A 24,724-nucleotide genomic window follows, 5' to 3' on the forward strand; every position below is an offset into this window, starting at 1 on the left:
CTCAAAGGAGACCCCCGATGCCCCGCAAATTCGTCGACCTGTCCATCTACCTCGAGAACGACGTGGTGAGCGACCCGCCGCCCTTCGCGCCCAAGATCCAGTACTTCACGCACGAGAACACGGTCGAGCAGATCGTGCCCTTCTTCCCCGGCCTGCAGAAGGCCGACCTGCCCGATGGCGAGGGCTGGGCGGTGGAGCAGGTGCAGCTGTCGACCCACAACGGCACGCACCTGGACGCGCCCTACCACTTCCACTCCACCATGGACAAGGCGCTGGGCGAGAAGAAGCCCGCCATCACCATCGATGCCGTGCCGCTGGAATGGTGCTTCCAGCCCGGCGTGAAGCTGGACTTCCGCCACTTCGCCGACGGCTATGTGGTCACGGCCGCCGATGTGGAGGCCGAGCTGGCCCGCATCGGCCACGTGCTCAAGCCGCTGGAGATCGTGGTGGTCAACACCCGCGCCGGCGAGCGCTACGGCCAGAACGACTATGTCTCCAGCGGCTGCGGCATGGGCTACGAGGCCACCATGTACCTGCTGGAGCGCGGCGTGCGCCTGACCGGCACCGACGGCTGGAGCTGGGACGCGCCCTTCGTCCACACCGCGCAGAAGTACGGCGAGACCAAGGACGCCGGCCTGATCTGGGAAGGCCACAAGGCCGGCCGCGACATCGGCTACTGCCACATCGAGAAGCTGCACAACCTGGAGGCGCTGCCGCCGGACGGCTTCATCATCAGCTGCTTCCCGCACAAGATCCGCGGCGCGTCCGCCGGCTGGACGCGCGCGGTGGCGATCTTCGACGACGCCCTGATGGCCTCGGCCTGAGGAGCGGCCGCGATGACGCTCGACCGCACCCACGACGCCCATGCGCGCAGCTGGCTGGCCAGCGCCAACGCAGCCGGCGGCGACTTCCCGATCCAGAACCTGCCCTTCGGCGTGTTCCGTCGCGCGGGCAGCACCGAGGCCTTCCGCGGTGGCGTGGCCATCGGCGACCAGGTGATCGACCTGCAGGCCGCCGCCGCCAGCGGCGCCTTCACGGGCTTGGCGGCGCAGGCCGTGCAGGCCGCGTCGCAACCCACGCTCAATGCACTGATGGCGATGGGCCCCGAGGCCTGGCATGCGCTGCGCCTTGCGCTCTTCGATGCACTGATCGACGGCGCCAGGGGCCCGGCCGCCGACGCGCTGCGCGCCGCGCTCGTGCCCCAGGCCCAGGCCGAGATGGGCCTGCCCAGCCGCATCGGCGATTACACCGACTTCTACACCTCGGTGCACCACGCGCTGAACGTGGGCCGGGTGCTGAAGCCCGACGATCCGCTCACGCCCAACTTCCGCTGGCTGCCCATCGCGTACCACGGCCGCGCCTCCAGCGTGGTGCCCAGCGGCACGGCCTTTCACCGGCCCATGGGCCAGGCCATGGCGCCCGGCGCCAGCGCGCCGCAGTACGGCCCCTGCCGCCGGCTGGACTATGAGCTGGAGATGGGCTTCTACGTGGGCCCGGGCAATGCCCAGGGCCGGCCCATCGGCATCGGCGAGGCCGAGTCGCACATCTTCGGCATGTGCCTGCTCAACGACTGGTCGGCGCGCGACCACCAGTTCTGGGAGATGGCGCCGCTCGGCCCTTTCCTGGGCAAGAACTTCTGCACCAGCGTCTCGCCCTGGATCGTGACCATGGAGGCGCTGGCCCCGTACCGCGTGCCGTTCGCGCGTTCCGCCGACGAGCCGCAACCGCTCGCCTACCTGGACAGCCCCGCCAACCGCGAGGCCGGCGGCGTGGATGTGCAGCTGGACGTGCGCCTGCAGAGCCCGCGCCACCGCGCGGCGGGCCATGCCGGCGACCGGCTGTCGGTCACCAGCTTTCGCCACCAGTACTGGACGCTGGCGCAGATGGTGGCCCAGCACACGGTGGGCGGCTGCAACCTGCAGCCAGGCGACCTGCTGGGCACCGGCACCATCTCCGGCCCCACGCCGGGCGAGGCGGGCGCCATCGTCGAGCTGTCGCGCGGCGGCACCCAGCCCATCGACCTGCCGGCCACCGGCGAGACGCGCACCTTCCTGGAGGACGGCGACACGGTGATCCTGCGCGGCTGGTGCGAGCGCGAAGGCCATGCGCGCATCGGCTTCGGCGAATGCCGGGGCGAGGTACTGCCAGCGGTGGGATAGCGGGCCCGTTCAGGGCAGCCGGAACAGGCTCGTGACCATCGCGTCCAGCACCTGGGCCTCGTGCTGGTTGAACAGCTGCCAGCGCCAGCGCAGGATGCCCAGGTGCGCCTTGGTGTCGGAGCGGCGCGCCTCGATCACCTCGGCCCGCAGGCGCAGCTGGTCGCCAGGGCGCACCGGCTTCGACCAGCGGATCTGGTCGATGCCCGGCGAGGCGAAGGACTCGGAATCGTGCAGCGCCGCCTGCACCACCAGCCGCATGGCGATGGCGCAGGTGTGCCAGCCGCTGGCGATCAGTCCGCCGAACACGCCCTGGGCCGCCGCGTCGGGATCGGTGTGGAACCACTGCGGATCCCACTGGCGAGCGAAGCCGAGCACCTCGTCCTCGGTAACGGCATGCGTGCCAGCCTCGATGATCTGGCCGGCGCGGAACTCGGCGAACTTCATCCGGCGCGCGACCGCCTCAGCGGGACGCTTCCTCCAGCGGCGGCATGGTCTGCGCATGCAGACGGGCGGCCCAATAGGTCGCGCCGTCGGGGCCATAGCGCTCTTCGTGCGGCTGATCGGGCGCCAGCACGAAGCGGTCGCCGCGATGCAGCACCCGGGTCTCGCCACCGACCGTGAGGGTCAGCTCGCCCTGCACCATCAATGCCTCCACCGCGAAGGGATGGCCGTGGCTGGCGACCTGCGTGTCCGGCTCCCACATGCGCTCGGCCACCTCGTCGAAGCCGCGCTTGCGCGCCTGCGCCTCGTAGGCGGCAAAGCTGGGCAGCGCATCGGGGGCGATGGGGACGGGAAAGGTAACGCTGGCGGGGACGCTGGTCATGGGAACTCCTGGGGCGGTGGGTCGTCGGTGACGAAGTGTCTCCTGATCGTGCCCTGTTGCCCATCCACGCCCTTCTATGCGCGCCATAGGTGGCCGGATCGGCATTTGAAGCAGCCCGGCGCGTTGGCTGCCTCGCCAGTGCGCTTCAAGGAAGGCGGGTACGCCAGCGGTCCAAAGCGCTGGGCGGCAACGAAATTTCGCCACCGCCGCCGAATGTCTGATACCCCAATTTGTCGGATTTCCAATAGATGCGCGGTAAGGTGGGGTAGTCAAACATGCGCTCGGCCAGCAACATCTTCCCCTCTTTGTCATACAGGCGGAGCATCACGACGTCCCGCTTCAAGATGCACCATCGCGCGACATAGGGCAGTGAATCGGGCGACGGGCGCTCGTCCTCCCATTGGCATTCGTGAACCCACCGAGCTCGCATACGTGCGTCGAGAACGTAGTCAATTGTCTGGATCAGCAGAATGCCGAGGAACAGCCAGGAGGCGGCACTCGCCAGCCTTCCTACCTTTGATTGGCGCAGCCTTCTGCTCAGCCCTAAGTTCAAGGAAGATGCGTCCGCCAGCGGTCCAAAGCGCTGGGCGGCAGAGCGATAGCGCCCCAGTCGGCGAGTGTTCGATAGCCGACCTCTTTCGCCGTCCAGTAGATGATCGGCCAGTCGGGGGAATCGAACATGCGCTCGGCCAGCAATGTCTTTCCCTCTTTGTCGTACAGCCGGAACATGATCACCTCCCGCTTCACGGTGCACCAACGCACCATATAGGGAATAGTGTCTTGATAAGGGCGGTCCTCTTCCCAGCGGCACTCCGGCAGCATCCGGGCACGCATGCGAGCATCCAGGACATAGTCGATGCCATTGAACAAGATCACGCAGAGCCCGACCCAGAGCGCGAGCTTCATTCGCCTTGTCAGAACCATGCGCTTCATAAGCTGATCCTCAAAGGGCGGGGCAGCCTGACGCTGAGCGGCTTCGTGTAGATCAAGAAATCTCCACCGCGCCCATGTTTTTGGCGCCAGGCTCGGTAGTCCGCATTGGTGACGGGATAGAGCACTGCATCCTTGGCATGAGGATTGCCCTGAACGACGGGATACTTCAACCAGCCGCCTGCGACCTGATGAGCCGGGACCACGGCAACATGCTCGCTGTTCCAATGGCCAAGGTATTGCTCGTCCGAAAATTCGTAAGGGTCCCGGACATAGACAAAGACCTCATGGAGCACCGCTGAAGCCGGATAAAGCTGGAACGACGCGAACTTGACAGCGGCATACAGGTTGAACGAGCCAAGTGCGCCCGTCAGATCATCCGGTACGCCGTCTGCGACAAGACTCCGATCAAGGAAGCTGGCGATGCGTTGGCCCCAAGTCGCATTCACCGAAGCAAACTGAAACTGGAATTTCTTGTGGTAGTCGAGGAAATCTGCAGCTTCATTCCAAGCGATCAGGAAGCCGCGATTGACGTACGGGCGCAACTTTGCGCGGAGCGTTGTGAGGGCCTTGGGCTGATAAACCGATAGCTCCACCAACTCCGTCAACATTCGTTTGGCGCGCGGAAAAGAGAGCACCCAGTCCATTGTGATGGTCGTCTCGTCCACCATGGCTTTCGCATAGCGGGTGCCATGCTGGTCCAGCTCGTCGCGCAAATCATCGGGCGTCCGCGAGTAGTTCTCATACCCCGCAAACCACCGCTCCTGCAACTTCGCCGCCATTGGCATGGCCAGCTTGCGCATGGCCTTGGGCACGTCCTGGATGTCGAAGGGTGGGACCGGCTTGGGCGCCGGTGCCGCGGGCGGTGGCGGCGCCGGGCGTGGAGGCGGCGGCGGGCTGCGCAGCCAGGCCTTGAAGGTGCCCACAGCCTCGGCGACGGCAATGGCGGATTCGAGCATCGCCACCGCCGGGTCCTTCTTGGCCGGCCTGCGTGGAGGTGGAGCAGGGGGTGCCGCCGGCCTCGCAGAGGTCTGCGCGCTGGGCGGCGGATGGAGAAGCTTGGGCGGCGCACGATCCAGGCGCAGGCACACGTCGTCCGACGTGCACACGTTGCCATCCTCGGGCTTCCAGGTTCTCCAGAAGTTGTTGGACTTGAGAAAGGTGACGCGCGCGTCACCGGCTCGGGCTTGGCCCATTCTTCGCTCCCTGTGTTCGATGCCGGCGGCATCGTAGGAAGCGGAAAGGCGGCAAGCGGCCCACAAGGAGCCGCCTCCGACAGAAAACGCGGGCGACCGTGACGCAGTTGCGCGTCAGTACGTCTCCAGGTGCAGCCGCCCTTCCTGCTTGAGCCGCGCGGCGATCTGTTCCCAGTCCAGGCCGGCCTCGTGGGCCACATCGCGCAGGGCCAGCACCACGCCTTCTTCCATGCTCTTGAGACCGCAGACGTAGAAATGGGCGGCCTCGTCGCGCAGCAGCAGCGCCAGGTCGGCAGCGCGGTCGCGCATCAGGTCCTGCACATACTTCTTCGGCTGGCCGGGCGTGCGGGAGAAAGCCAGGTTGATGTCGATGAAGTCCTTGGGCAGGCTGGTCAGCGGGCCGAAGTACGGCAGCTCCTGCTGGGTGCGGGCGCCGAAGAACAGCATCAGCTTGCCCCCCTCGAACTTGCCGCTCTTGCGCAGACGCCGCCGCCATTCGGTCATGGCCCGCATGGGCGCGCTGCCGGTGCCGGTGCAGATCATCACGATGTGCGACTTCGGATGGTTCGGCATCAGGAAGCTGCTGCCGAAGGGGCCGACCACCTGCACGGTGTCGCCCACCTTGAGGTCGCACAGGTAGTTGGAGCAGAGGCCCCACACGGCCTGGCCCTGGTGGTCCTGCGTGACGCGCTTCACCGTCAGCGACAGGTTGTTGTAGCCCGGTCGCTCGCCGTTGCGGGCGCTGGCCACCGAGTACTGGCGCGGCTGGTGCGCACGGCCCAGCGCATCGGTGCCCGGCGGCACGATGCCGATGGACTGGCCTTCCAGCACCGGGAAGGGCATGGCGCCGAAGTCCAGCACGATGTGGTGCGTCTCGCTGTCGAAGCCGGCCTCGGTGCAGTTGAAGTTGCCCGTCACCGTGGCGGTGATGGGGCTCCTGGGCGCATGCAGATTGGTGTACGGATGCGCGGCCGACCAGGGCGGGCGCGTGGCGCCGTAGCTGGCCGAGTGGAAGGGCGCGGTGCCGGGCTCGGCCACGGCGTCCGCGTTCGCCGGTGCAGCCGCGGGCGCGGCCTCGGCGGCATCGGCGGGCACGCCTTCGGCCGCCAGCTGCTCGGGCGTGAGTTCCGCCGGCAGCTCATCCCACAGCAGCTGTTCCTCGATCGGATAGGCCTTGGCCGCCGGCACGGTGCGCCAGTTGTCGATGGAGCCCGTCGGGCAGGGCGAGATGCAGGCCATGCAGCCGTTGCACACATCGGCCTTGACCACGTAGTTGCGGTCGTCGTGCGTGATCGCCCCGATGGGGCAGGTGGCCTCGCAGGTGTTGCAGCGGATGCAGATCTCGGGGTCGATCAGGTGCTGCTTGATGACCGCCACAGCTTCAGCCGTTTCCATCGCTTTTTCTTTCCTTCTCGGTCCGCCTGCGTCGCCACGACCTGGTGGCCTCTCGCGCAGGAAGGGCGGGCGTCACCGCCCGCTTTGACTGACTATGCGTGCCTCAGCCCATCGCTCCGATCTCCGGTTGGTATTCCCAGACCGTTCGGGATGAGCTTGTCGAAGCCTTGCGCGGCGTTTCGACAAGCTCAACGCGAACGGATCGTGGGTGTCCGAAACGGATCGTGGGTGTCCGAAACGGATCGTGGGTGTCCGAAGCAGAGACAACAGCAGACGCCTTATGCGAAACGCACGTACTCGAAATCCACCGGCTGGCGGTTGATGCCCATGACCGGCGGCGCGATCCAGTTGGCGAACTTGCCGGGCTCGACCACGCGGCCCATGAGCGACGCCACGAAGGCGCGGTCCTCGTCGGTGGGCAGCCAGTCCTTCTTCTTCGCTTCCCATTCGGTCTCGCTCACCACGCGGCCGTCCGGCGACATGCGGATGCCGGCCAGGGCGCCGATGGCGCGGTTGAAGGCCTTGTGCGGCACGGTGAGGCGGAAGGGGATGCCCGCCTTCTCGATCACCTTGTTCCAGCGGTTCACGCCGGCCACCGAGTCCTTGATGAAGTCGTCGCGCAGCACTTCGTTGAGGGCGTTGAGCATCGGCACTTCCTTCTCCAGCAGCTGGCCGTCCTTGACCTCCAGGACCTTGTAGGTCTGGTTCTTGAGGACGTGGTCGTCGGTGCGCTTGCCCTCTTCATAGCGGCCCTTGAGGCCCGAGCTGTAGAAGGTGGCGGCGTTGCTGGACTGATCGGCGCCGAACAGGTCGATGGTCACCGAGTAGTGGAAGTTCAGGTAGCGCTGGATGGTCTCCAGGTCGATGGCGCCGGCCTCGCGCACCTTCTTCGGGTCGTCGGTCTTGAGCTCGTTCATCACCTGGCAGGTGCGCTGGATGACGCGGCTCACGCCCGACTCGCCCACGAACATGTGGTGGGCCTCTTCGGTCAGCATGAACTTGGTGGTGCGCGCCAGCGGATCGAAGGCGGACTCGGCCAGGGCCGACAGCTGGAACTTGCCGTCGCGGTCGGTGAAGTAGGTGAACATGAAGAAGGCCAGCCAGTCCGGCGTCTTCTCGTTGAATGCACCCAGGATGCGGGGGTTGTTCTCGTCGCCGCTCTGGCGCTCCAGCAGCGCCTCGGCCTCTTCGCGGCCATCGCGGCCGAAGTGCTTGTGCAGCAGGTAGACCATGGCCCACAGGTGGCGGCCCTCTTCCACGTTGACTTGGAAGAGGTTGCGCAGGTCGTACTGGCTGGGCGCCGTGAGGCCCAGGTGGCGCTGCTGTTCGACCGAGGCCGGCTCGGTGTCGCCCTGCGTGACGATGATGCGGCGCAGGTTGGCGCGGTGCTCGCCGGGCACGTCCTGCCAGGCCTTCTCGCCCTTGTGGTCGCCGAAGTGGATCTCGCGGCTGGCGTCGCCCGGGTTCAGGAAGATGCCCCAGCGGTAGTCGCGCATCTTCACGTGGCCGAACTGGGCCCAGCCGTTGGGGTCCACGCTCACGGCCGTGCGCAGGTAGACGTCGAAGTTGGTCGAGCCCTCGGGGCCCACGTCGTCCCACCAGTTGATGAAGTTGGGCTGCCAGCCTTCGAGCGCGCGCTGCAGCGTGCGGTCCTCGGCCAGGTTGACGTTGTTGGGGATCTTCTCGCTGTAGTTGATGCTGCTCATGTCTCGACCTCGTTGAGAGAAAGAAGGAAGTGGGAACGCCGTCTTCGCGGGAGATGCCGCGGAACCGGCTGTGTCCTGTCCTGAGCCCGTCGAAGGGCGGGCCGCAGGCGTCGGCCCCTGCAAGGGGGTGGGCGGCGCGGACGCAGTCCGCGGAGCCCGGGGGTTAGACCCTTTTCATGTCGAAGCCGGCCTTCTGGCCGGTGCCGTAGACCTTCAATGCACCCGCCTCGCCGACGGCGTTCGGGCGCTGGAAGATCCAGTTCTGCCAGGCCGACAGCCGCCCGAAGATGCGCGTCAGCATGTTCTCCTGGCTGGCGAAGCGCAGGTTGGCCTCCAGGCCGGTCAGGGCGTCGGGCGACATGGCGGCGCGCTCTTCCAGCGCGATGCGCAGTTCGTCTTCCCAGTCGATGTCGTCGGGCGCGGCGGTGACCAGGCCCAGCGTCATCGCCTCGTCGGCATCGAGCGGGCGGCCAGCGGCGGCGCGGGCGGCCTCCATCGGGCCGGCCTCTTCGTAGAAGCGGCGCTGCAGGCGGCTCTGGTCGTTGACCAGGGGCAGCAGGCCGAAGTTGAGTTCGTCCAGCACCAGCTTGGGCGCCTTCTCGGGCGCATCGGGCAGGGCCAGCATGTAGCTGCGGTCGGCGGCGAAGGCCAGCTCGGCGAACAGGCCGGCGAAGCAGGAGCCTTCGTCCACCACGGCGAACAGCGTGCGCGAGGACACGTCCAGCCGCGCGAAGGTACGGCGCAGTGCGCCCAGGGTCTCGCGCGCCAGCCAGTGGTCCTGGTGCGCCAGCAGCTGGCGGTCGGCGGCCAGCACGGCCTCGGCGTCGCCGCGGGTCTTGAGCAGCCAGGTGCCGATCTCCGGCTCGTTGGTGCGCAGGTGCAGGATGGCGTCGTCCAGCTCGCGGGCCAGGGCCAGCGGCCACCAGCCGGCGCCGGCCGCCTCGATGGCCGCGATGTCGGCGGGCAGCGCGGACTGCGGGGCCTTGAGCGTCAGCGTGGCGGCGCGCTTGGCGCGGTCCACCGACACCTCGACGTGCGAATAGCGCATGCCGTCGACCGACTCCTCGCGTTCCAGGCGGGGCAGCGCGATGCCGCGGACGCCCGCGGGGCGGCGGCTGCCTTCGGCCAGCTTCATCGCCCGCTCCTGGACGGCCGCAGCGAACTGGGCCGGCTTGGCCACGGCATCGACCAGGCGCCATTCCACGGCCCGCTGGCCGCGCACGCCTTCGACGCTGGTGCAGAAGATGTCGGCCAGGTCGTGGCGCACATGGCGCTTGTCGGTCACGCGGGTCAGGCCGCCGGTGCCGGGCAGCACGCCCAGCAGCGGCACCTCGGGCAGGCTGACGGCGGAGGAGCGGTCGTCCACCAGCATGATCTCGTCGCAGGCCAGGGCCAGCTCGTAGCCGCCGCCGGCGCAGGCGCCGTTGACGGCGGCCAGGAACTTGAGGCCGGAGTGCTTGGACGAGTCCTCGATGCCGTTGCGCGTCTCGTTGGTGAACTTGCAGAAGTTCACCTTCCAGGCATGGCTGGAGAGGCCCAACATGAAGATGTTGGCGCCCGAGCAGAAGATGCGATCGCGCGCGCTGGTGACGATGACCGTGCGCACCTCGGGGTGCTCGAAGCGGATGCGGTTGAGCGCGTCGTGCAGCTCGATGTCCACGCCCAGGTCGTAGCTGTTGAGCTTGAGCTTGTAGCCCGGGCGCAGGCCGCCGTCCTCGGCGATGTCCAGCGTCAGCCGGGCGATGGCGCCGTCGGTGCTGAGCTTCCAGTGCTTGTACTGGCCGGGTTCCGTGCGGTAGTCCACCGGCGCCTGGGCCGCCGTGGTGCTGCTTGCTGCTGCGCTCGCGCTCATGGGTGTCTCCTGGGTGGGTCAACTGGAAGCAATTTGCATGTTGCTTCGTCGATGACATGCATCATCATGCATGTTTGTGCATGCGTCAAGCTGGGGCATGGAAGGCGGGCGGGGTTTTTGGGCTGGGGGAATCCCCAAGAAAAGGAGGAGTGGCGTTCCGCCCAGCAGCGGGCCGGCTCATCCGTTCGGCCCGCACTCATCCTTTGCACGAGGCCCACCGGGGTGCCAAGCAACACGTCGTGCCTCCACACGAATCCGAGCCCGCCGCGGCACCGCGCTGATTTCGCGGGCCCGCGCGAGTGCAAGCCGTTGTCATTGATGCGGTTTTTCGGCCGTCCATGGACGGTGCCACGGCGCCGGATTGCGAGTAGTCGCGAGCCGATGCGCTGCCGAGAATTTCGCGAATGAACACGACCCGCACCTCCCGGTTCCCCGGCCTTCACGCCGCCTTCGCCCTGCTGCGGCCGGCCGTTCGCGCCGGCTGGATCTGGATCGTGGCCTGTGCCGGCCTGCTCGCACCCCTGGCCGCGCTGGCGCAGGACGCGGCGACCTCTCCCCGGCTCTTCGGGGCCGAGGCCGCCGCCGTGGCGCGCGTCCTCGACCGCGCGGACCCGGCGGCCTTCAACATCCACAGCGTGCTGGTCATGCGCGAGGGGCAGCACCTGGCGGAGCGCTACTACGCCGGCAAGGACCAGACGATCTACAGCCTGTGGCGCTCGCACCGCGGGTTCGGCGCCGAGGACCTGCACGACATGCGCTCGCTCAGCAAGAGCGTGCTCGCGCTGGTCTACGGCATCCTGCTGGCGCGCGGCGAGGTGCCGGACCTGGACACGCCGGTGGCCTCGCTCTATCCACAGTGCGCCGACCAGCAGAGCGCATCGTCCACGCCGCTGCGCGTGCGCCACCTGCTGACCATGACCACGGGCCTGGACTGGGACGAGCCCTCGCCCGTGCGCCGCCCCACGCGCGACGACCAGTCCGCCCTGCTGTGGACCGGCTCGGTGGCCGAGCACGTGCTCTGCCAGGCGCGCGTGGCCGAGCCGGGCACGCGCTTCGTCTACAGCGGCGGCGCCACCGCCGTGCTCGCCGACATCATGGCGCGCAGCACCGGCCGGACGCTGGAGGACCTGGTGGGCCGCGAGCTGTTCGATCCCCTGGGCATCAGCGGCTGGACCTGGACACACGACCTGCGCGGGCGGGCCCTGGCCTTCGCCGGGTTGCGTCTTCGTCCGCAGGACCTGCTCAAGCTCGGCACGCTGGTGCTCGACCAGGGGCGCTGGCAGGGCCGGCAGGTGGTGCCGGCGGCCTGGGTCGAGGCGGCCACCAGTGCGCAGGTGATGGCGAGTGCGGATTACGGCTACGGCTTCCAGTGGTGGACCCGCACATGGCGCATCGGCGACACGCCGGTGCGCGTGGTCCAGGCCATCGGCAACGGCGGGCAACGGCTCTATGTGGTGCCGGCCCTGCGGCTGGTCGTGGCGATGACGGCCGGAAACTACGGCGAGCCCGGCATCCTGGCCGAGGAAGACGCGCTGTTCTGCGCCATGGCGGCCGCGCTGCGGCCCGACTCCGCCGGCACTGCGGCCAGCAGGTAGGCATTCACCAGCCGCACGGCCTCGTCCTCCACGGCCTGCATGGGCAGCGGCGGGCCCTCGCGCGCATCGGTGAGGGCGCGGGCCACGCCGAGCACCGCGCGGGCGATGACGAAGAGCTGGATCGGCGCGAGTGCACGGGCGGCCTGCGGGCCCTGCGGATGCGACGCGACGGCTGCGGTCAGCTGCGCGACGTGCTGCGCATCGTCGCCCGCGAGGCCCGCCCCCATGTACACGCCCAGCAGCACCCGCCGCACCGGCGCATCGTGCGCATGGCGCGCCAGCAGCACCCGCACCAGCCGGCGGATGGGGTCGGCTTCGGCGTCATGGGCGTCATCCGCCGCAGCCAGCGCCGCCAGGAAGGCCTCGCGGTCCTCGGCCAGCAGCCGGCGCGCAAGGGCGAGCAGGATGGACTGCTTGTTGGGAAAGTAGCCGTACAGGCTGCCGACGCTGACGCCCGCGCGTTCGGCGATGCGGTTGGTGTTGAAGCCCGCCAGCCCGTGGGCCCGAAGGATCTGCTGCGCGGCCTCCAGGATGACCGCCACCGTGTCGTGCGCGCGCTGCTGTCGGGGCGAACGCCGGACGGCGGGCCGGGGTGGCTTCCTGGGCGGCACCGTCGGTCCCGGTCCGCTCAGGCGCCGGCCGGCTCTGCCATCACCCTCTGCACCGCGGCCCGCAGCGCCTCGAAGGCCTGCGGCAGCGTGGTGCCGCCGGTGTCGACCGTGAGGTCGGCCTTGGAATAGAAGGCCGCACGGCCGTCGAGGATGCGCTTGAGGTCGTCCATCGCCTCGCGGCTGGCGGCCATGGGGCGCATGTCGCCTTGCGCGATGACGCGGCCCATGTGCTCCTCGGGCCGCGCCTGCAGCCACACGGTGGTGCAGTGGGCCAGCAGCTCGTTGAAGGTGGCCGGGTCCGACACGATGCCGCCCGGCGTGGCGATGACGACCTCGCCGTAGATCTGCACCGTCTCTTCCAGCGCGCGGCGCTCGTAGCGGCGGTACGCGTTGGTGCCGTACAGGTCGTGGATCTCACGCACGCTGCAGCCGGCGAATTTCTCGATCTCGCGGCTGAGCTCGATGAAGGGCAGGCCCAGGTCCTCGGCCAGCATCTGGCCCAGCGTGGACTTGCCCGCGCCGCGCAGGCCCACCAGCGCGAAGCGGCGCTTGCGGGCGGGGTCGATGCCTGCCGTGCCCAGCAGTTCGCCCAGGGCGATGCGGGCGCGGCGCAAGTCGGCTTCGCTGCGGTTCTCGAGCAGTTCGCGGATCAGCAGCCATTCGGGCGAGCTGGTGGTCGCGTCGCCCAGCAGCTCGGCCATGGAGCACTGCAGCGCGCCGGCCACCTGCTGCAGCACCAGGATCGACACGTTGCCCATGCCGTATTCGAGGTTGGCCAGATGGCGCTCCGACACGTCGGCCGCCTGCGCCACCGCCTTGCGCGTGAGGCCGCGGCGCGCGCGCAGGCTGCGGGCGCGCTCGCCCACGGCCGCCAGCAGCGGATGACGGTTCTCGCCGCCCGCCGCGGTGTTGGCCGCCTCCGGCGGGTGCGCGCCCGCCTCCGCCACGCGGGGGAGCAGCGCGCTCTCGGGTTCGCTCATTGCATCGTCCTTCACAACGCCATTGTCGCGAGGCGCCACCGGCCCTCGCGTCGGCCGATTCATCGCCGGCCCTTCCGTCTTCACCGCACCTAGGGATAACACCCAACATGCACTATGTTGCTTGACATGCGTCAGGTGCGCTTCTATGGTTCGTCCGCAAGCAAGATACTGCACATGAACGGCGCCGGCAAGCACTGGCGTCAACCCGCAGAGAGACAAACAAGCACCCGACAGCGAGATCCACGATGTCCAAGCAAGCCTTCCATGCCCAGGTGGCCGCACTGACGGCCGAGATCGCCGGCCGGCCGCTCGACGCCGCGCTGGACGCCTGGCTCAATGCCGAGCACGGCGCCGGCAGCGCCACCTATGCCCAGCTGAAGGCCAGCTGCGAAGCGGGCGTGGCCGAGGGCTGGCTGTGCGAGCGCGAGGGCGGCGGCATCCGCTACGGCCGCGTGTTCAAGGCCGACGACGCCCTGCACCGCTTTTCTGTCGACGTGGTGGACATGCAGGACATTGCCGGTCCGCACCATGTGCACCCCAACGGCGAGATCGACCTGATCATGCCGCTGGCCGACAGCCGCGCCACCTTCGACGGCCGGCCCGCCGGCTGGTGCGTCTACCCGCCGGGCAGCGCCCACCGGCCCACCGTGAGCGACGGCCGCGCGCTGGTGCTCTACCTGCTGCCCGAAGGGCGCATCGAATTCACCAAGACTGCCTGAGCGATGACCACCGAACTTCTCCAGAACCACGTCGCCGGCCGCTGGCAGGCGGGCACCGGCGCCGGCACGCCGCTGGTCGACCCGGTGCTCGGCACCGAGCTCGTGCGCGTCGATGCCACCGGCCTGGACCTGCCCGCCACCTTCGCCTTCGCGCGCCAGACCGGCGGCGCGGCGCTGCGGGCGCTGAGCTACCGCGAGCGTGCCGGCCTGCTGGCTGCCATCGTGAAGATCCTCCAGGCCAACCGCGATGCGTACTACGAGATCGCCACCGCCAATTCGGGCACGGTGAAGAACGACTCGGCGGTGGACATCGACGGCGGCATCTTCACGCTCGGCCAATACGCCAAGTGGGGCGAGTCGCTGGGCGACGCCCATGCCCTGAAGGACGGCGAGCCGGCGCGGCTGGGCCGCGAACCGGTCTTCCAGTCGCAGCATGTGCAGGTGCCGGTGCAGGGAGTCGCCCTGTTCATCAATGCCTTCAACTTCCCGGCCTGGGGCCTGTGGGAGAAGGCGGCGCCGGCCCTGCTCTCGGGCGTGCCGGTGATCGTCAAGCCCGCCACGGCCACCGCCTGGCTCACGCAGCGCATGGTGCGCGACGTGATCGAGGCCGGCGTTCTGCCGCCGGGCGCGCTGTCCGTGGTCTGCGGCAGCTCGGCCGGGCTGATGGATGCGCTGACGCCCTTCGACCTCGTCTCCTTCACCGGCTCGGCCGACACCGCGGCGCTGATCCGCGGCCATGCGGCCGTGGCCCGCCATTCGGTGCGCGCCAACATCGAGGCCGACAGCCTCAACAGCGCCCTGCTGCTGCCCGGCGCCACGCCCGGCGATGCGGTGTTCGAGCTGCTGGTGAAGGAGGTGGTGCGAGAGATGACGGTCAAGTCCGGCCAGAAATGCACCGCCATCCGCCGCGTGCTGGTGCCCGAGGCGCTGTATTCACCGGTGGCCGAGGCCGTGTCCGCCCGGCTGGCGAAAGTGAGCGTGGGCAATCCGCGCAACGAATCGGTGCGCATGGGTTCGCTGGTCAGCCGCGAGCAGCTGGCTTCCGTCCAGCAGGGCCTGCAGCAATTGGAGGCCGCGGCCGAGGTGCTGCACGACGGCCGCCGCGCCGCGCTGGTGGATTGCGACCCGGCCGTCGCCGCCTGCATCGGCCCGGTGCTGCTGGGCAGCCGCGATGCGGATGGCGCGGACGTGGTGCACGACGTGGAGGTGTTCGGCCCCGTGGCCACGCTGCTGCCCTACCGCGACCTGCCGCATGCGCTGGCCCTGGCCGAACGCGGGTTGGGCTCGCTGGTGGCCTCGGTCTATGGCAGCGACCCGGCCGAGATCGGCCGCGCCGCCCTCGCCCTGGCCGCCAGCCACGGCCGCGTGCATGCGGTGACGCCCGAGGTGGCGCAGACCCACACCGGCCACGGCAACGTGATGCCCATGTCGCTGCACGGCGGCCCGGGCCGCGCCGGTGGCGGCGCCGAACTGGGCGGCCTGAGGGCGCTGGACTTCTACCACCGGCGTGCGGCGGTGCAGGCCAGCCCTGCGGTGCTGGACGCGCTCGGCGTTTGAAGTGATATGAGCCCCACCACTCGAAACGATCAAGCCCCTCTCCCGCGAGGGGAGAGGACGCCTGACAAGAAGAACCACTGGGAGTGATTAGGAGACAACGATGAGCCTGCCCGCCCGCTTCAATTTCGCCGAACACCTGTTCGCCCTCAACCGCGGCCGCGCCGCCAAGGCCGCCTACATCGACGACCGCGGCGTGCTCGGTTATGGCGAGCTGGAGGACCGCGCCCGCCGCCTGGCGGCAGCCCTCAGCGCCGCCGGTGTGCGGCGCGAGGAACGCGTGCTGCTGCTGATGCACGACACGCAGGACTGGCCCGTGTGCTTCCTGGGCAGCCTCTACGCGGGCGTGGTGCCGGTGGCCGTCAACACCCTGCTCACGGCGGACGACTATGCCTACATGCTGGAGCACAGCCGCGCCCAGGCTGCGCTGGTGGGCGGCGCGCTGCTGCCGGTGCTGCAGAGCGCGATGGAAAAAGGCACGCACGAGCTGCAGTCGGTGATCGTGGCCCAGCCCACCGCCGCCTTGCCGCGCGGCATGCAGGCACTGGAAGACGCCATTGCCGCCGCCGAGCCACGGCCCGCCCCCGCGCCCACCACGCCCGACGACCCGGGCTTCTGGCTCTATTCCTCGGGCTCCACCGGCAAGCCCAAGGGCACGGTCCACACCCACGGCAACCTGTGGTGGACGGCCGAGCTCTACGGCAAGGCGGTGCTGCAGCTGACCGAGCAGGACGTGTGCTTCTCGGCCGCCAAGCTCTACTTTGCCTACGGGCTCGGCAATGCGCTGACCTTCCCGCTGTCGGTGGGTGCCAGCGTGGTGCTGATGGCCGAACGGCCCACGCCCGAGGCCACCTTCAAGCGCTGGACGCAGCCCGAGCACCGGCCGACGGTCTTCTTCGGCGCGCCGACGGGCTATGCGGGCATGCTGGCCTCGCCCGCTTTGCCTGCCCGCGATCAGGTCGCACTGCGCATGGGCTCGTCCGCCGGCGAGGCGCTGCCGGCCGACATCGCCCAGCGCTTCAAGGCGCACTTCGACTGCGACATCATCGACGGCATCGGCTCCACCGAGATGCTGCATGTCTTCCTGTCCAACCGGCCGGGCGATGTGCGCTACGGCACGACGGGCCGCCCGGTCGAGGGCTACGAGGTGGAGCTGCGCGGCGAGGACGGCCGCCCCGTGCCCGACGGCGAGGTGGGCGACCTCTACATCCGCGGCCCGAGCAGCGCGCTGATGTACTGGGGCAACCGCGAGAAGACGCGCGACACCTTCCTGGGCGGCTGGACCAAGTCCGGCGACAAGTACGTGCGCGATGCCGAGGGCTACTACACCTACGCCGGCCGCAGCGACGACATGCTCAAGGTCAGCGGCATCTATGTCTCGCCCTTCGAGGTCGAGGCCACGCTGGTGCAGCATCCCGCCGTGCTGGAGGCCGCCGTCATCGGGGTGGCCGATGCGGAAGGCCTGACCAAGACCAAGGCCTATGTGGTGCTCAAGCCCGGCCAGCCGGCCACCGACGCCGAACTCAAGGCATTCGTGAAGGACCGGCTCGCGCCCTACAAGTACCCGCGGCTGATCGAGTTCATCGACGAGCTGCCCAAGACCGCGACGGGCAAGATCCAGCGCTTCCGGCTGCGCGAGCGGGAGCAGCAGGCGTGAGCGGCAGCGACTTCGCCGAGATCGACTGGTGCGGCCGCGCGGTCCGCATCGAGCACCGCTTCATCGTCCCGCCCGGCGCCGAGGCCGCGCCCCTGGTCGTCTTCCTGCACGAAGGCCTGGGTTCGGTGGCGATGTGGAAGGACTTCCCCGACCGCCTGTGCCAGGCGATCGGCGTACGCGGCCTGGTCTACTCGCGGCCCGGCTATGGACGCTCCACGCCGCGGCCCGCCGACGCGCCGCTGGAGGTTGACTTCATGCACCGCCAGGCCGAGGAGGTGCTGCCCGCCTTCCTCACGGCCCTGGGCATCGACACACCGGTGTGGCTCTTCGGGCACAGCGACGGCGGCTCCATCGCCCTGCTCTTCGCCGCCCGCCATCCGCAGGCCGTGGCCGGCCTGGTGCTGCTGGCGCCGCACCTCTTCGTGGAGGACGTGACGGTGCACAACATCGAACTCGCCCGCCAGGCCTACGACCATGCGGACCTGCGCGCGCGCCTAGCCCGCTACCACGACGATGTGGACTCGGCCTTCCGCGGCTGGAACGACATCTGGCTCGCGCCCGCCTTCCGCGCCTGGAACATCGAGGCCGAACTCGACGGTATCCGCTGCCCCGTGCTCGCCATCCAGGGCCTGGACGACGAATACGGCACGCTGGCGCAGATCGAGGGCATCGCGGCGCGCGTGCCCGGCACCCAGCTGCTGCCCATTCCGGGCTGCGGCCACTCGCCCCATAGGGATCAACCCGAGCAGGTGATCGAGGCCACAGGCCGCATGCTCGCGCCTTCCTTGCGCGGGGCACCCGCTGCCGCGCCCAGGTAAACACCGAAGCCGCCCACATTACTTTAGTTGTAAAGTAATTTCACGACAATCCAGGAGACAGACGCATGCCCATCCGCTTCACCCGCAACACCCTCGCCGCCTTCGCCCTGGCCGGTCTGGCCGCCGCCGCGTCGGCCCAAGGCACCGGCAAGCTCAAGGTCGGCCTGATGCTGCCCTTCAGCGGCACCTACAGCGCGCTGGGCGTGGCCATCGAGAACGGCTTCAAGCTCTACGTGGACGAGCAGGGCGGCAAGCTCGGCGGCCGCGAGATCGAGTACTTCAAGGTGGACGACGAGTCCGACCCGGCCAAGGCCACCGACAACGTCAACAAGCTGATCAAGCGCGACAACGTCGACGTCATCATCGGCACCGTGCACTCCGGCGTGGCCATGGCCATGGCCAAGGCGGCCAAGGAAAGCGGCACGATCCTGATCGTGCCCAACGCCGGCGCCGATGCGGTCACGGGCCCCATGTGCGCGCCCAACATCTTCCGCAGCAGCTTCAGCAACTGGCAGCCGGCCTACGCCATGGGCGTGGTCGCGGCCAAGGAAGGCAAGAAGACCGCCATCACCCTGACCTGGAAGTACGCGGCCGGCGACGAGTCGGTGGCCGGCTTCAAGGAAGGCTTCGAGAAGGGCGGCGGCAAGGTGGTCAAGCAGCTGACGCTGCCCTTCCCCAACGTGGAGTTCCAGGCCTTGCTGACCGAGATCGCCGCAGCCAAGCCCGACGCGGTGTATTCCTTCATGGCCGGCGGCGGCGCCGTCAAGCTGGTGAAGGACTATGCGGCCGCCGGCCTGAACAAGACCATTCCGCTGTACGGCCCCGGCTTCCTGACCGACGGCACGCTGGACGCGCAGGGCGATGCCGCCGCCGGCATGCTGACCACGCTGCACTATGCCGACGGCCTGAACACACCCAAGGACAACGCCTTCCGCACCGCCTACGCCAAGACCTTCAAGCTGCAGCCCGACGTGTACGCCGTGCAGGGCTACGACGCGGCGCAGATGCTGGGCGTGGGCCTGGCCGCCACCAAGGGCGACGCCAGCAAGAAGGCCGAGTTCGCCGCCGCCGTGGAGAAGGCCAAGATCGACAGCCCGCGCGGCGCCTTCACCGTGGGCAAGTCGCACAACCCGGTGCAGGACATCTATCTGCGCAAGGTGGAGGGCAAGGAGAACAAGATGGTGAATGTGGCCATCAAGGGTCTTGCAGACCCTGGGCGTGGATGCCGGATGTAAGCGATCCTGCCTGCTCGGTAGGACCGTTCTTCTTCTGCCAGCCTGAGATCACTCCCATCGCTCGGGCTGAGCCGCGTCCACTGTTGGGGCTGAGCCGCATCTAAGGTTTGGGCTGAGCCACCACAACCGTTCAGGCTGAGCCTGTCGAAGCCCGGCACCGCGCCGTGCACGGCCTTCGACAAGCTCAGGCCGAACGGAATGAAGGCTCAGGCCGAACGGGATGGACGCTCAACCGGGCCGGCCCCTCTTCAATTCGAATCTCGGAACCTCACTCGTGGAACTCGGCACCTTCCTCGTCCAATGCCTGAACTCGGTGCAGTACGGGCTGCTGCTGTTCCTGCTCGCCTCCGGGCTGACGCTGATCTTCGGGATCATGGGCGTCATCAACCTGGCGCATGGCAGCTTCTACATGATCGGCGCGTACATGGCCTTCTCGCTGGCGCCGGTGTTCGGCGACAGCTTCCTGCTGATGCTGGTGGCCGGCGTGGTGCTGGCGGCGGCGCTGGGCTATGCGCTGGAATGGGCCTTCTTCAGCTACCTCTACCAGCGCGACCACCTGCAGCAGGTGCTGATGACCTACGGCCTGATCCTGGTGTTCGAGGAACTGCGCTCCATCCTGGTCGGCAACGACGTGCACGGCGTGCCGCTGCCGGGCTGGCTGGCCGGCAGCTTCGCGCTGGGCGACGTGATGAGCTACCCCTGGTACCGCGTCTTCGCGTCGCTCGCCTGCATCGTGCTGGCCGTGGCCATGTACGCGGTGGTCAACCGCACCCGGCTGGGCATGATGATCCGCGCCGGCGCGAGCAACCGCGACATGGTGCGCGGCCTGGGCATCGACATCCGCAAGCTCTACCGCATCGTCTTCGCGGCCGGCGTGGCGCTGGCCGCCCTGGCCGGCATGATCGCGGCGCCCATGTCCTCGGTCTATCCCAACATGGGCGCCAGCGTGCTCATCATCTGCTTCGTGGTGGTGGTGATCGGCGGCATCGGCTCCATCACCGGTGCGCTCGTGGCCTCGCTGCTGGTGGGCTTCGTCGACACCTTCGGCAAGGTCTTCTTCGCCGAGCTGAGCGGCATCGGCATCTACCTTCTCATGGCCATCATCCTCATCTGGCGCCCCGAAGGCCTGATGGGCAAGCGCGCATGAACACCACCACCTCTTCCGCGATGACCCCGCCCGTGTCCTCCCCCACCCCAAACCGCACTGGCGGCCTGCCCCGCGGCGCGCTGCTGCCGCTGGGCGTGGCCGTGCTGCTGGCCGTCGCCGGGCCGCTGCTGGGCGGCTACGCGGCCGACCTGGTGGTGAAGGTGATGATCCTCGCCATCTTCGCGCTGAGCCTCGAACTGCTGGTGGGCATGACCGGGCTGGTGAGCCTGGGCCATGCGGCCTTCTACGGCATCGGCGCGTACATCACCGTGCTGGCCTCGGGCAAGGACGGCGGCAATCTGCTGGTGCTGCTGGTGCTCGCCATGGGCGGCGCCGCGCTCTATGCGCTGGTGGTGGGCGCGTTGAGCCTGCGCACGCGCGGCGTCTACTTCATCATGGTCACGCTGGCCTTCGCGCAGATGGCCTTCTTCGTCTTCCACGACACGCCGGTGGGCGGCGGCAGCGACGGCATCTACCTCTACATCCGCCCGGCCATTGGCGTGCTGGACATGGAGAACCGCCTGGTGCTGTTCTACGTGGTTCTGGCCGCACTGGCGGGCACCTACGGCCTGCTGGCGCTGATCCGCCGCTCGCGCTTCGGCGCGGCACTCGCGGGCATCCGCGTGAGCGAGCAGCGCATGCGCGCGGTGGGCTTTCCCACCTACGCCTACAAGCTGGCGGCCTTCGTCATCGCGGGCGCGCTGGCCGGTCTGGCGGGCTTTCTGGTGGCGGCACGCGACGGCGTGGTCAACCCCGAGCTGATGGCCTGGCACAACTCGGGCGAGGTGCTGCTGATGATCATCCTGGGCGGCCTGGGCCACCTGCGCGGCGCGGTGCTCGGCGCCGTGGCCTTCACGCTGCTCAAGGAAGTGCTCTCCACCCACGGCCTGGTGGGTCCGTTGGCCGACCACTGGCAGCTGAGCCTGGGTATCGTCATCATCGTCTTCGTGGCGCTGCTGCCCAAGGGCCTGATCGGCCTGCGCGAGCGGCTGTCGCCGATGGGCGCTGCCGCCAAGGGAGGTGCGCGATGACCGCCGTCGCATCGACCGCGGCCCTGCTCGGTGTGCAGGGCCTCACCCGCCGCTTCGGCGGCCTGGTGGCCGTGAGCGAGGTGTCGCTCGACCTGCACGTGGGCGAGGTGCATGCGGTGATCGGCACAAACGGTGCCGGCAAGTCCACGCTGATCAACATGCTCTCGGGCGAGATCGAGGCCTCGGCCGGGCGCATCACCCTCGATGGCCGCGACATCACCGCCCTGCCCCAGCCGCGCCGCGCGTTGGGCGGCGTGGGCCGCAGCTACCAGCGCACCACCATCTTCGGCGAGTTCACCGTGCTGGAGAACTGCCGCCTGGCCGCGCAGGCCACGACGCCGCGCGCCTGGGCCTTCTGGGAATCCTCGGCCCGTTGCCAGGCCAGCAACGCCGCCGCGCACGAGGCGCTGGAGGCCGCGGGCCTGGCCACGGAGGCGCACCGCATCGCCGGCACGCTGAGCCACGGTGCCAAGCGCCAGCTCGAGGTGGCGATGTGCCTGGCCACGCGCCCGCGCGTGCTGCTGCTGGACGAGCCGCTGGCCGGCATGGGCGCCGAGGAGACCGACCGGATGCTGTCACTGCTGCAGCGGCTCAAGACGCGCCACGCCATCCTGCTGGTGGAGCACGACATGGACGCCGTCTTCCGCGTGGCCGACCGCATCACGGTGATGGTCAACGGCGCCGTCATCGCCACCGGCACGCCCGAGGCCATCCGCACCAATCCCGATGTGCGCGCCGCCTATCTTGGCGACGAGCATTGAAGAGAAGCCGCTTCCCATGCTCTCCATCCGCGACCTCAACACCTACTACGGCGACAGCCACATCCTGCGCGGCGTCGATGCGCAGGTGCCCGCCGCCTGCGCCGTGGGCCTGCTCGGCCGCAACGGCATGGGCAAGACCACCCTGATCCGCAGCCTGATGGGCTATGTGCGCCCCGCCTCCGGCCAGGTGCTGGCCGACGGCCGCGACGTGACCGGCTGGGCGCCCGAGAAGATGGCGCGGCTGGGCATCGGCTACGTGCCCGAAGGCCGCGGCATCTTCCCCAACCTGTCGGTGCGCGAGAACCTGGTGATGGCCGCGCGGCCCGGCATCGACGGCAGCCGCGCCTGGACCTTCGAGCGGGTGATGGCCACCTTTCCCCGCCTGTCGGAGCGGCTGTCGCACGGCGGCCAGCAGTTGTCGGGCGGCGAGCAGCAGATGCTCTCCATCGGCCGCGCGCTGATGACCAACCCGCGCCTCATGATCCTGGACGAGGCCACCGAGGGCCTGGCGCCGCTGATCGTGGCCGAGATCTGGCGCGTGATCGCCGAGATCCGCGCCAGCGGCATCGCCACGCTGATCGTGGACCGCGACTGGCACAAGGTGCTGCACCACACCGACCAGGCCGTGGTGATGGAAAAGGGCCGCATCGTGCTGGCCGGCGCCTCGGCCGAGCTGCTGGCCCAGCCGGACGCGCTGGCGCAGCGGCTGGGCGTGTAGCGCGCCGCCCGTCCCCGCTCAGGCGCCAGGCACCCGGGCACGCAGCCCGGCGAGGTCGACCACGGTGATGCCGCCGTATTCCAGCTCGACCAGCCCGTCGGCCGCCAGCCGCTTGAGCGCCGCGTTGCAGCGCTGGCGCGACACGCCCGACAGGTGGGCGATCTCCTCCTGCGTGACCTGCAGGTGCGGATCGCTGCCCGGATGCAGCCACGGATGGAACAGCCCCACCAGCGCACGCGCCACGTTGCTGTCGGTGTCCAGCAGGTGGTGGGCGGCGAAGTTGCCCAGGAACCAGTGCATGCGCTCGTTGATCTGCCGCAGCAGGTAGTCGGCAAAGCCGGGCTCGTGGCTGCGCAGCCAGTCGAAGACCTCGGCCGGCATCAGCGCCACGCGGCTGTCGCGCAGCGCGATCACGTCCGCCGTGCGGGCCGCGCCGCGCAGCACCGTGCCCTCGCCGAACCAGCTGCCCACCGACAGCCCGCCCAGCGTGACGGAGCGGCCATCGGCACTGCCCACCGACCACTTCAGCAGGCCTTCGATGGCGCCGTACCAGTGCAGGGGCGCATCGCCCATGCGGCACAGCGCCGCGCCTGCAGGCACCTCGGCCTCGCGCATCCGCTCGCGCACATGCGCGCGCGTCGCCTCGGGCAATGCCGGGTACCAGGCGCTGTGGGCCAGCAGGTCGTCGAGGCTTCTGCGCAGGGGCGCGGGATGGTGGCGGATGGTGGTCTCCTGGAAATCGATGGCGCCCGCCGTGGCACGACGCGAGGCCGGTACTAACCCCGAGCGCAAATGTCATCGCAACGACTGAGTGCGCGGGGCCCCAAAAAAATAATAGCCGCGCCTACCACGAATACATCAGGAGACACGATGAGCAAGCGCAAGGTCATCGTCACCATCGCCCCCACAGGCGGCATGGCCCACAAGTCGCAGAACCCGCATCTGCCCACGCAACCCGACGAGATCGCCGCCGACGTGCTGCGCTGCTGGAACGCCGGTGCCAGCGTGGTCGCGATCCATGCGCGGCGCCCCGACGACGGCGCTACCTGCAACCCGGCCATCTACCGCGACATCAACCGGCGCATCCGCGACGCAGGCTGCGACATCGTGCTGAACAACTCCACCGGCGGCGGCGTGCATGGCGACATGATCCGCCCGCTGCCCGGCGACCGCTGGGAGATCGCCTGGGAGGAGCGCATCAAGGGCATGGACGCCGGCGCCGAGATGTGCACGCTGGACGCCACCACGCTCAACCTGAGCTTCGGCGGCCGGGAGATCCTGATGGACACGCCACTGTCCAAAGGGCGCGAACTGGCCGCGGGCATGAAGGCGCGCGGCATCAAGCCCGAGTGGGAGGTCTTCGCGCACACGCACATCCTGCAGGACGTGACCACGCTGATCGAGGAAGGCCACGACGACGCGCCGCACTTCATCAACCTGGTGATGAACGTGCACCGCAACTTCCAGAACGCGATGCCCTTCTCGCCGCGCTACCTGCAGCAGATGGTGGACGTGCTGCCGCGCAACAGCCTCTTCTGCGTCAGCGGCATCGGCCCCTCGCAGCTGGAGGCCAACGTGGCCGCGTTGCTGCTGGGCGGCCATGCCCGGGTGGGCCTGGAAGACAACCTCTACTACCGCCAGGGCGAGCTGGCCACCAACGTGCAGCTCACCGAGCGCATCGTGCGGCTGATCCGCGAACTGGACATGGAGCCGGCCACGCCCGACGAGGCGCGCCAGCTCATGGGCCTGCCGCGCACCGGCACGCCCCGGCCCGCGTTCGCGCCGGCCGCGCTGGCCGACGCCGCTGCCTGATTCCGAGACCCCACAACGAGGAGAC

The 24,724-nt window shown here is 69.1% G+C and carries 24 protein-coding genes; 13 read left to right on the forward strand and 11 right to left on the reverse strand.

The features are described 5' to 3' along the window. The first annotated feature begins 17 nt into the window (after positions 1 to 17). Positions 18 to 824, forward strand: coding sequence for a cyclase family protein (locus L0984_RS09970; protein WP_234193533.1), 807 nt, complete (start codon positions 18 to 20; stop codon positions 822 to 824). 12 nt (positions 825 to 836) lie between these two features. Next, positions 837 to 2,159: a fumarylacetoacetase gene (gene fahA, locus L0984_RS09975; RefSeq protein ID WP_234193534.1), complete on the forward strand. Its 1,323-nt coding sequence runs from the start codon at positions 837 to 839 to the stop codon at positions 2,157 to 2,159. Positions 2,160 to 2,168: 9 nt separating this feature from the next. Here the strand turns inward: fahA and L0984_RS09980 are convergent, their stop codons facing one another. The 8 genes from L0984_RS09980 to boxC all read right to left on the reverse strand — a co-directional run bounded on the left by L0984_RS09980 (position 2,169) and on the right by boxC (position 10,061). Continuing rightward, a complete protein-coding gene (locus L0984_RS09980) occupies positions 2,169 to 2,603 on the reverse strand; it encodes a MaoC family dehydratase (protein ID WP_234193535.1) in 435 nt (144 codons plus the stop codon). A 16-nt stretch (positions 2,604 to 2,619) separates the two neighbouring features. Next, on the reverse strand, positions 2,620 to 2,982 hold the full coding sequence (locus L0984_RS09985) for a cupin domain-containing protein (protein ID WP_234193536.1): 363 nt from the start codon (positions 2,980 to 2,982) through the stop codon (positions 2,620 to 2,622). 145 nt (positions 2,983 to 3,127) lie between these two features. After that, positions 3,128 to 3,535: a hypothetical protein gene (locus tag L0984_RS09990; RefSeq protein WP_234193537.1), complete on the reverse strand. Its 408-nt coding sequence runs from the start codon at positions 3,533 to 3,535 to the stop codon at positions 3,128 to 3,130. Further along, positions 3,532 to 3,888 carry a hypothetical protein gene (locus L0984_RS09995; RefSeq protein ID WP_234193538.1) on the reverse strand — a complete coding sequence of 119 codons (357 nt, stop codon included), beginning with the start codon at positions 3,886 to 3,888 and terminating at the stop codon, positions 3,532 to 3,534. The genes L0984_RS09990 and L0984_RS09995 overlap by 4 nt, the downstream gene beginning before the upstream one ends. Before the next feature lie 23 nt (positions 3,889 to 3,911). Then, positions 3,912 to 5,108 (reverse strand): DUF6402 family protein, encoded by a 1,197-nt coding sequence (locus L0984_RS10000; protein WP_234193539.1) that lies wholly within the window; start codon positions 5,106 to 5,108, stop codon positions 3,912 to 3,914. A 114-nt stretch (positions 5,109 to 5,222) separates the two neighbouring features. Further along, on the reverse strand, positions 5,223 to 6,503 hold the full coding sequence (gene boxA, locus L0984_RS10005; RefSeq protein ID WP_234193540.1) for a benzoyl-CoA 2,3-epoxidase subunit BoxA: 1,281 nt from the start codon (positions 6,501 to 6,503) through the stop codon (positions 5,223 to 5,225). 278 nt (positions 6,504 to 6,781) lie between these two features. Next, positions 6,782 to 8,209 carry a benzoyl-CoA 2,3-epoxidase subunit BoxB gene (gene boxB / locus L0984_RS10010; protein WP_234193541.1) on the reverse strand — a complete coding sequence of 476 codons (1,428 nt, stop codon included), beginning with the start codon at positions 8,207 to 8,209 and terminating at the stop codon, positions 6,782 to 6,784. 163 nt (positions 8,210 to 8,372) lie between these two features. Then, a complete protein-coding gene (gene boxC, locus L0984_RS10015; RefSeq protein WP_234193542.1) occupies positions 8,373 to 10,061 on the reverse strand; it encodes a 2,3-epoxybenzoyl-CoA dihydrolase in 1,689 nt (562 codons plus the stop codon). 404 nt (positions 10,062 to 10,465) lie between these two features. On the opposite strand from boxC, the gene L0984_RS10020 reads away from it, so the two are divergent. Next, on the forward strand, positions 10,466 to 11,656 hold the full coding sequence (locus L0984_RS10020) for a serine hydrolase domain-containing protein (protein ID WP_234193543.1): 1,191 nt from the start codon (positions 10,466 to 10,468) through the stop codon (positions 11,654 to 11,656). On the opposite strand, the gene L0984_RS10025 is transcribed toward L0984_RS10020, so the two are convergent. Both L0984_RS10025 and L0984_RS10030 read right to left on the reverse strand, forming a co-directional pair. Further along, positions 11,557 to 12,198, reverse strand: a complete 642-nt coding sequence (locus L0984_RS10025) for a TetR/AcrR family transcriptional regulator (RefSeq protein ID WP_234193544.1) — start codon at positions 12,196 to 12,198, stop codon at positions 11,557 to 11,559. The genes L0984_RS10020 and L0984_RS10025 overlap by 100 nt on opposite strands. A gap of 86 nt (positions 12,199 to 12,284) precedes the next feature. Beyond that, complete coding sequence (locus tag L0984_RS10030; protein ID WP_234193545.1) at positions 12,285 to 13,247, reverse strand: helix-turn-helix transcriptional regulator; 963 nt, start codon at positions 13,245 to 13,247, stop codon at positions 12,285 to 12,287. Between the two features lie 245 nt (positions 13,248 to 13,492). Here L0984_RS10030 and L0984_RS10035 point away from each other — a divergent pair, with 245 nt between their 5' ends. The 9 genes from L0984_RS10035 to L0984_RS10075 all read left to right on the forward strand — a co-directional run bounded on the left by L0984_RS10035 (position 13,493) and on the right by L0984_RS10075 (position 22,887). After that, positions 13,493 to 13,966, forward strand: coding sequence for a DUF4863 family protein (locus L0984_RS10035; RefSeq protein ID WP_234193546.1), 474 nt, complete (start codon positions 13,493 to 13,495; stop codon positions 13,964 to 13,966). 3 nt (positions 13,967 to 13,969) lie between these two features. Next, positions 13,970 to 15,523: a 3,4-dehydroadipyl-CoA semialdehyde dehydrogenase gene (locus L0984_RS10040; RefSeq protein ID WP_234193547.1), complete on the forward strand. Its 1,554-nt coding sequence runs from the start codon at positions 13,970 to 13,972 to the stop codon at positions 15,521 to 15,523. 100 nt (positions 15,524 to 15,623) lie between these two features. Next, the gene (locus L0984_RS10045; protein WP_234193548.1) at positions 15,624 to 17,177 is read left to right on the forward strand and encodes a benzoate-CoA ligase family protein; all 1,554 of its coding nucleotides are present in this window, start codon (positions 15,624 to 15,626) and stop codon (positions 17,175 to 17,177) included. Continuing rightward, positions 17,174 to 17,995 carry an alpha/beta fold hydrolase gene (locus L0984_RS10050; RefSeq protein WP_234193549.1) on the forward strand — a complete coding sequence of 274 codons (822 nt, stop codon included), beginning with the start codon at positions 17,174 to 17,176 and terminating at the stop codon, positions 17,993 to 17,995. The genes L0984_RS10045 and L0984_RS10050 overlap by 4 nt, the downstream gene beginning before the upstream one ends. A gap of 65 nt (positions 17,996 to 18,060) precedes the next feature. Continuing rightward, the gene (locus L0984_RS10055; protein ID WP_234193550.1) at positions 18,061 to 19,230 is read left to right on the forward strand and encodes an ABC transporter substrate-binding protein; all 1,170 of its coding nucleotides are present in this window, start codon (positions 18,061 to 18,063) and stop codon (positions 19,228 to 19,230) included. A gap of 274 nt (positions 19,231 to 19,504) precedes the next feature. Further along, entirely contained in the window at positions 19,505 to 20,377 is an 873-nt protein-coding gene (locus L0984_RS10060; protein ID WP_234193551.1) for a branched-chain amino acid ABC transporter permease, read from the forward strand. A 20-nt stretch (positions 20,378 to 20,397) separates the two neighbouring features. After that, positions 20,398 to 21,408, forward strand: coding sequence for a branched-chain amino acid ABC transporter permease (locus L0984_RS10065; RefSeq protein ID WP_234193748.1), 1,011 nt, complete (start codon positions 20,398 to 20,400; stop codon positions 21,406 to 21,408). Continuing rightward, positions 21,405 to 22,169 (forward strand): ABC transporter ATP-binding protein, encoded by a 765-nt coding sequence (locus tag L0984_RS10070; RefSeq protein WP_234193552.1) that lies wholly within the window; start codon positions 21,405 to 21,407, stop codon positions 22,167 to 22,169. The genes L0984_RS10065 and L0984_RS10070 overlap by 4 nt, the downstream gene beginning before the upstream one ends. Positions 22,170 to 22,185: 16 nt before the next feature. Continuing rightward, the gene (locus L0984_RS10075; RefSeq protein ID WP_017757727.1) at positions 22,186 to 22,887 is read left to right on the forward strand and encodes an ABC transporter ATP-binding protein; all 702 of its coding nucleotides are present in this window, start codon (positions 22,186 to 22,188) and stop codon (positions 22,885 to 22,887) included. Between the two features lie 18 nt (positions 22,888 to 22,905). On the opposite strand, the gene L0984_RS10080 is transcribed toward L0984_RS10075, so the two are convergent. Continuing rightward, entirely contained in the window at positions 22,906 to 23,679 is a 774-nt protein-coding gene (locus L0984_RS10080; RefSeq protein ID WP_234193553.1) for a Crp/Fnr family transcriptional regulator, read from the reverse strand. A 78-nt stretch (positions 23,680 to 23,757) separates the two neighbouring features. On the opposite strand from L0984_RS10080, the gene L0984_RS10085 reads away from it, so the two are divergent. Next, positions 23,758 to 24,699 carry a 3-keto-5-aminohexanoate cleavage protein gene (locus L0984_RS10085; RefSeq protein WP_234193554.1) on the forward strand — a complete coding sequence of 314 codons (942 nt, stop codon included), beginning with the start codon at positions 23,758 to 23,760 and terminating at the stop codon, positions 24,697 to 24,699. The last annotated feature ends 25 nt before the right edge of the window (positions 24,700 to 24,724 follow it).

The organism is Pseudacidovorax sp. NFM-22 (assembly GCF_021401245.1).
Taxonomy (GTDB): Bacteria; Pseudomonadota; Gammaproteobacteria; order Burkholderiales; family Burkholderiaceae_C; genus Xenophilus.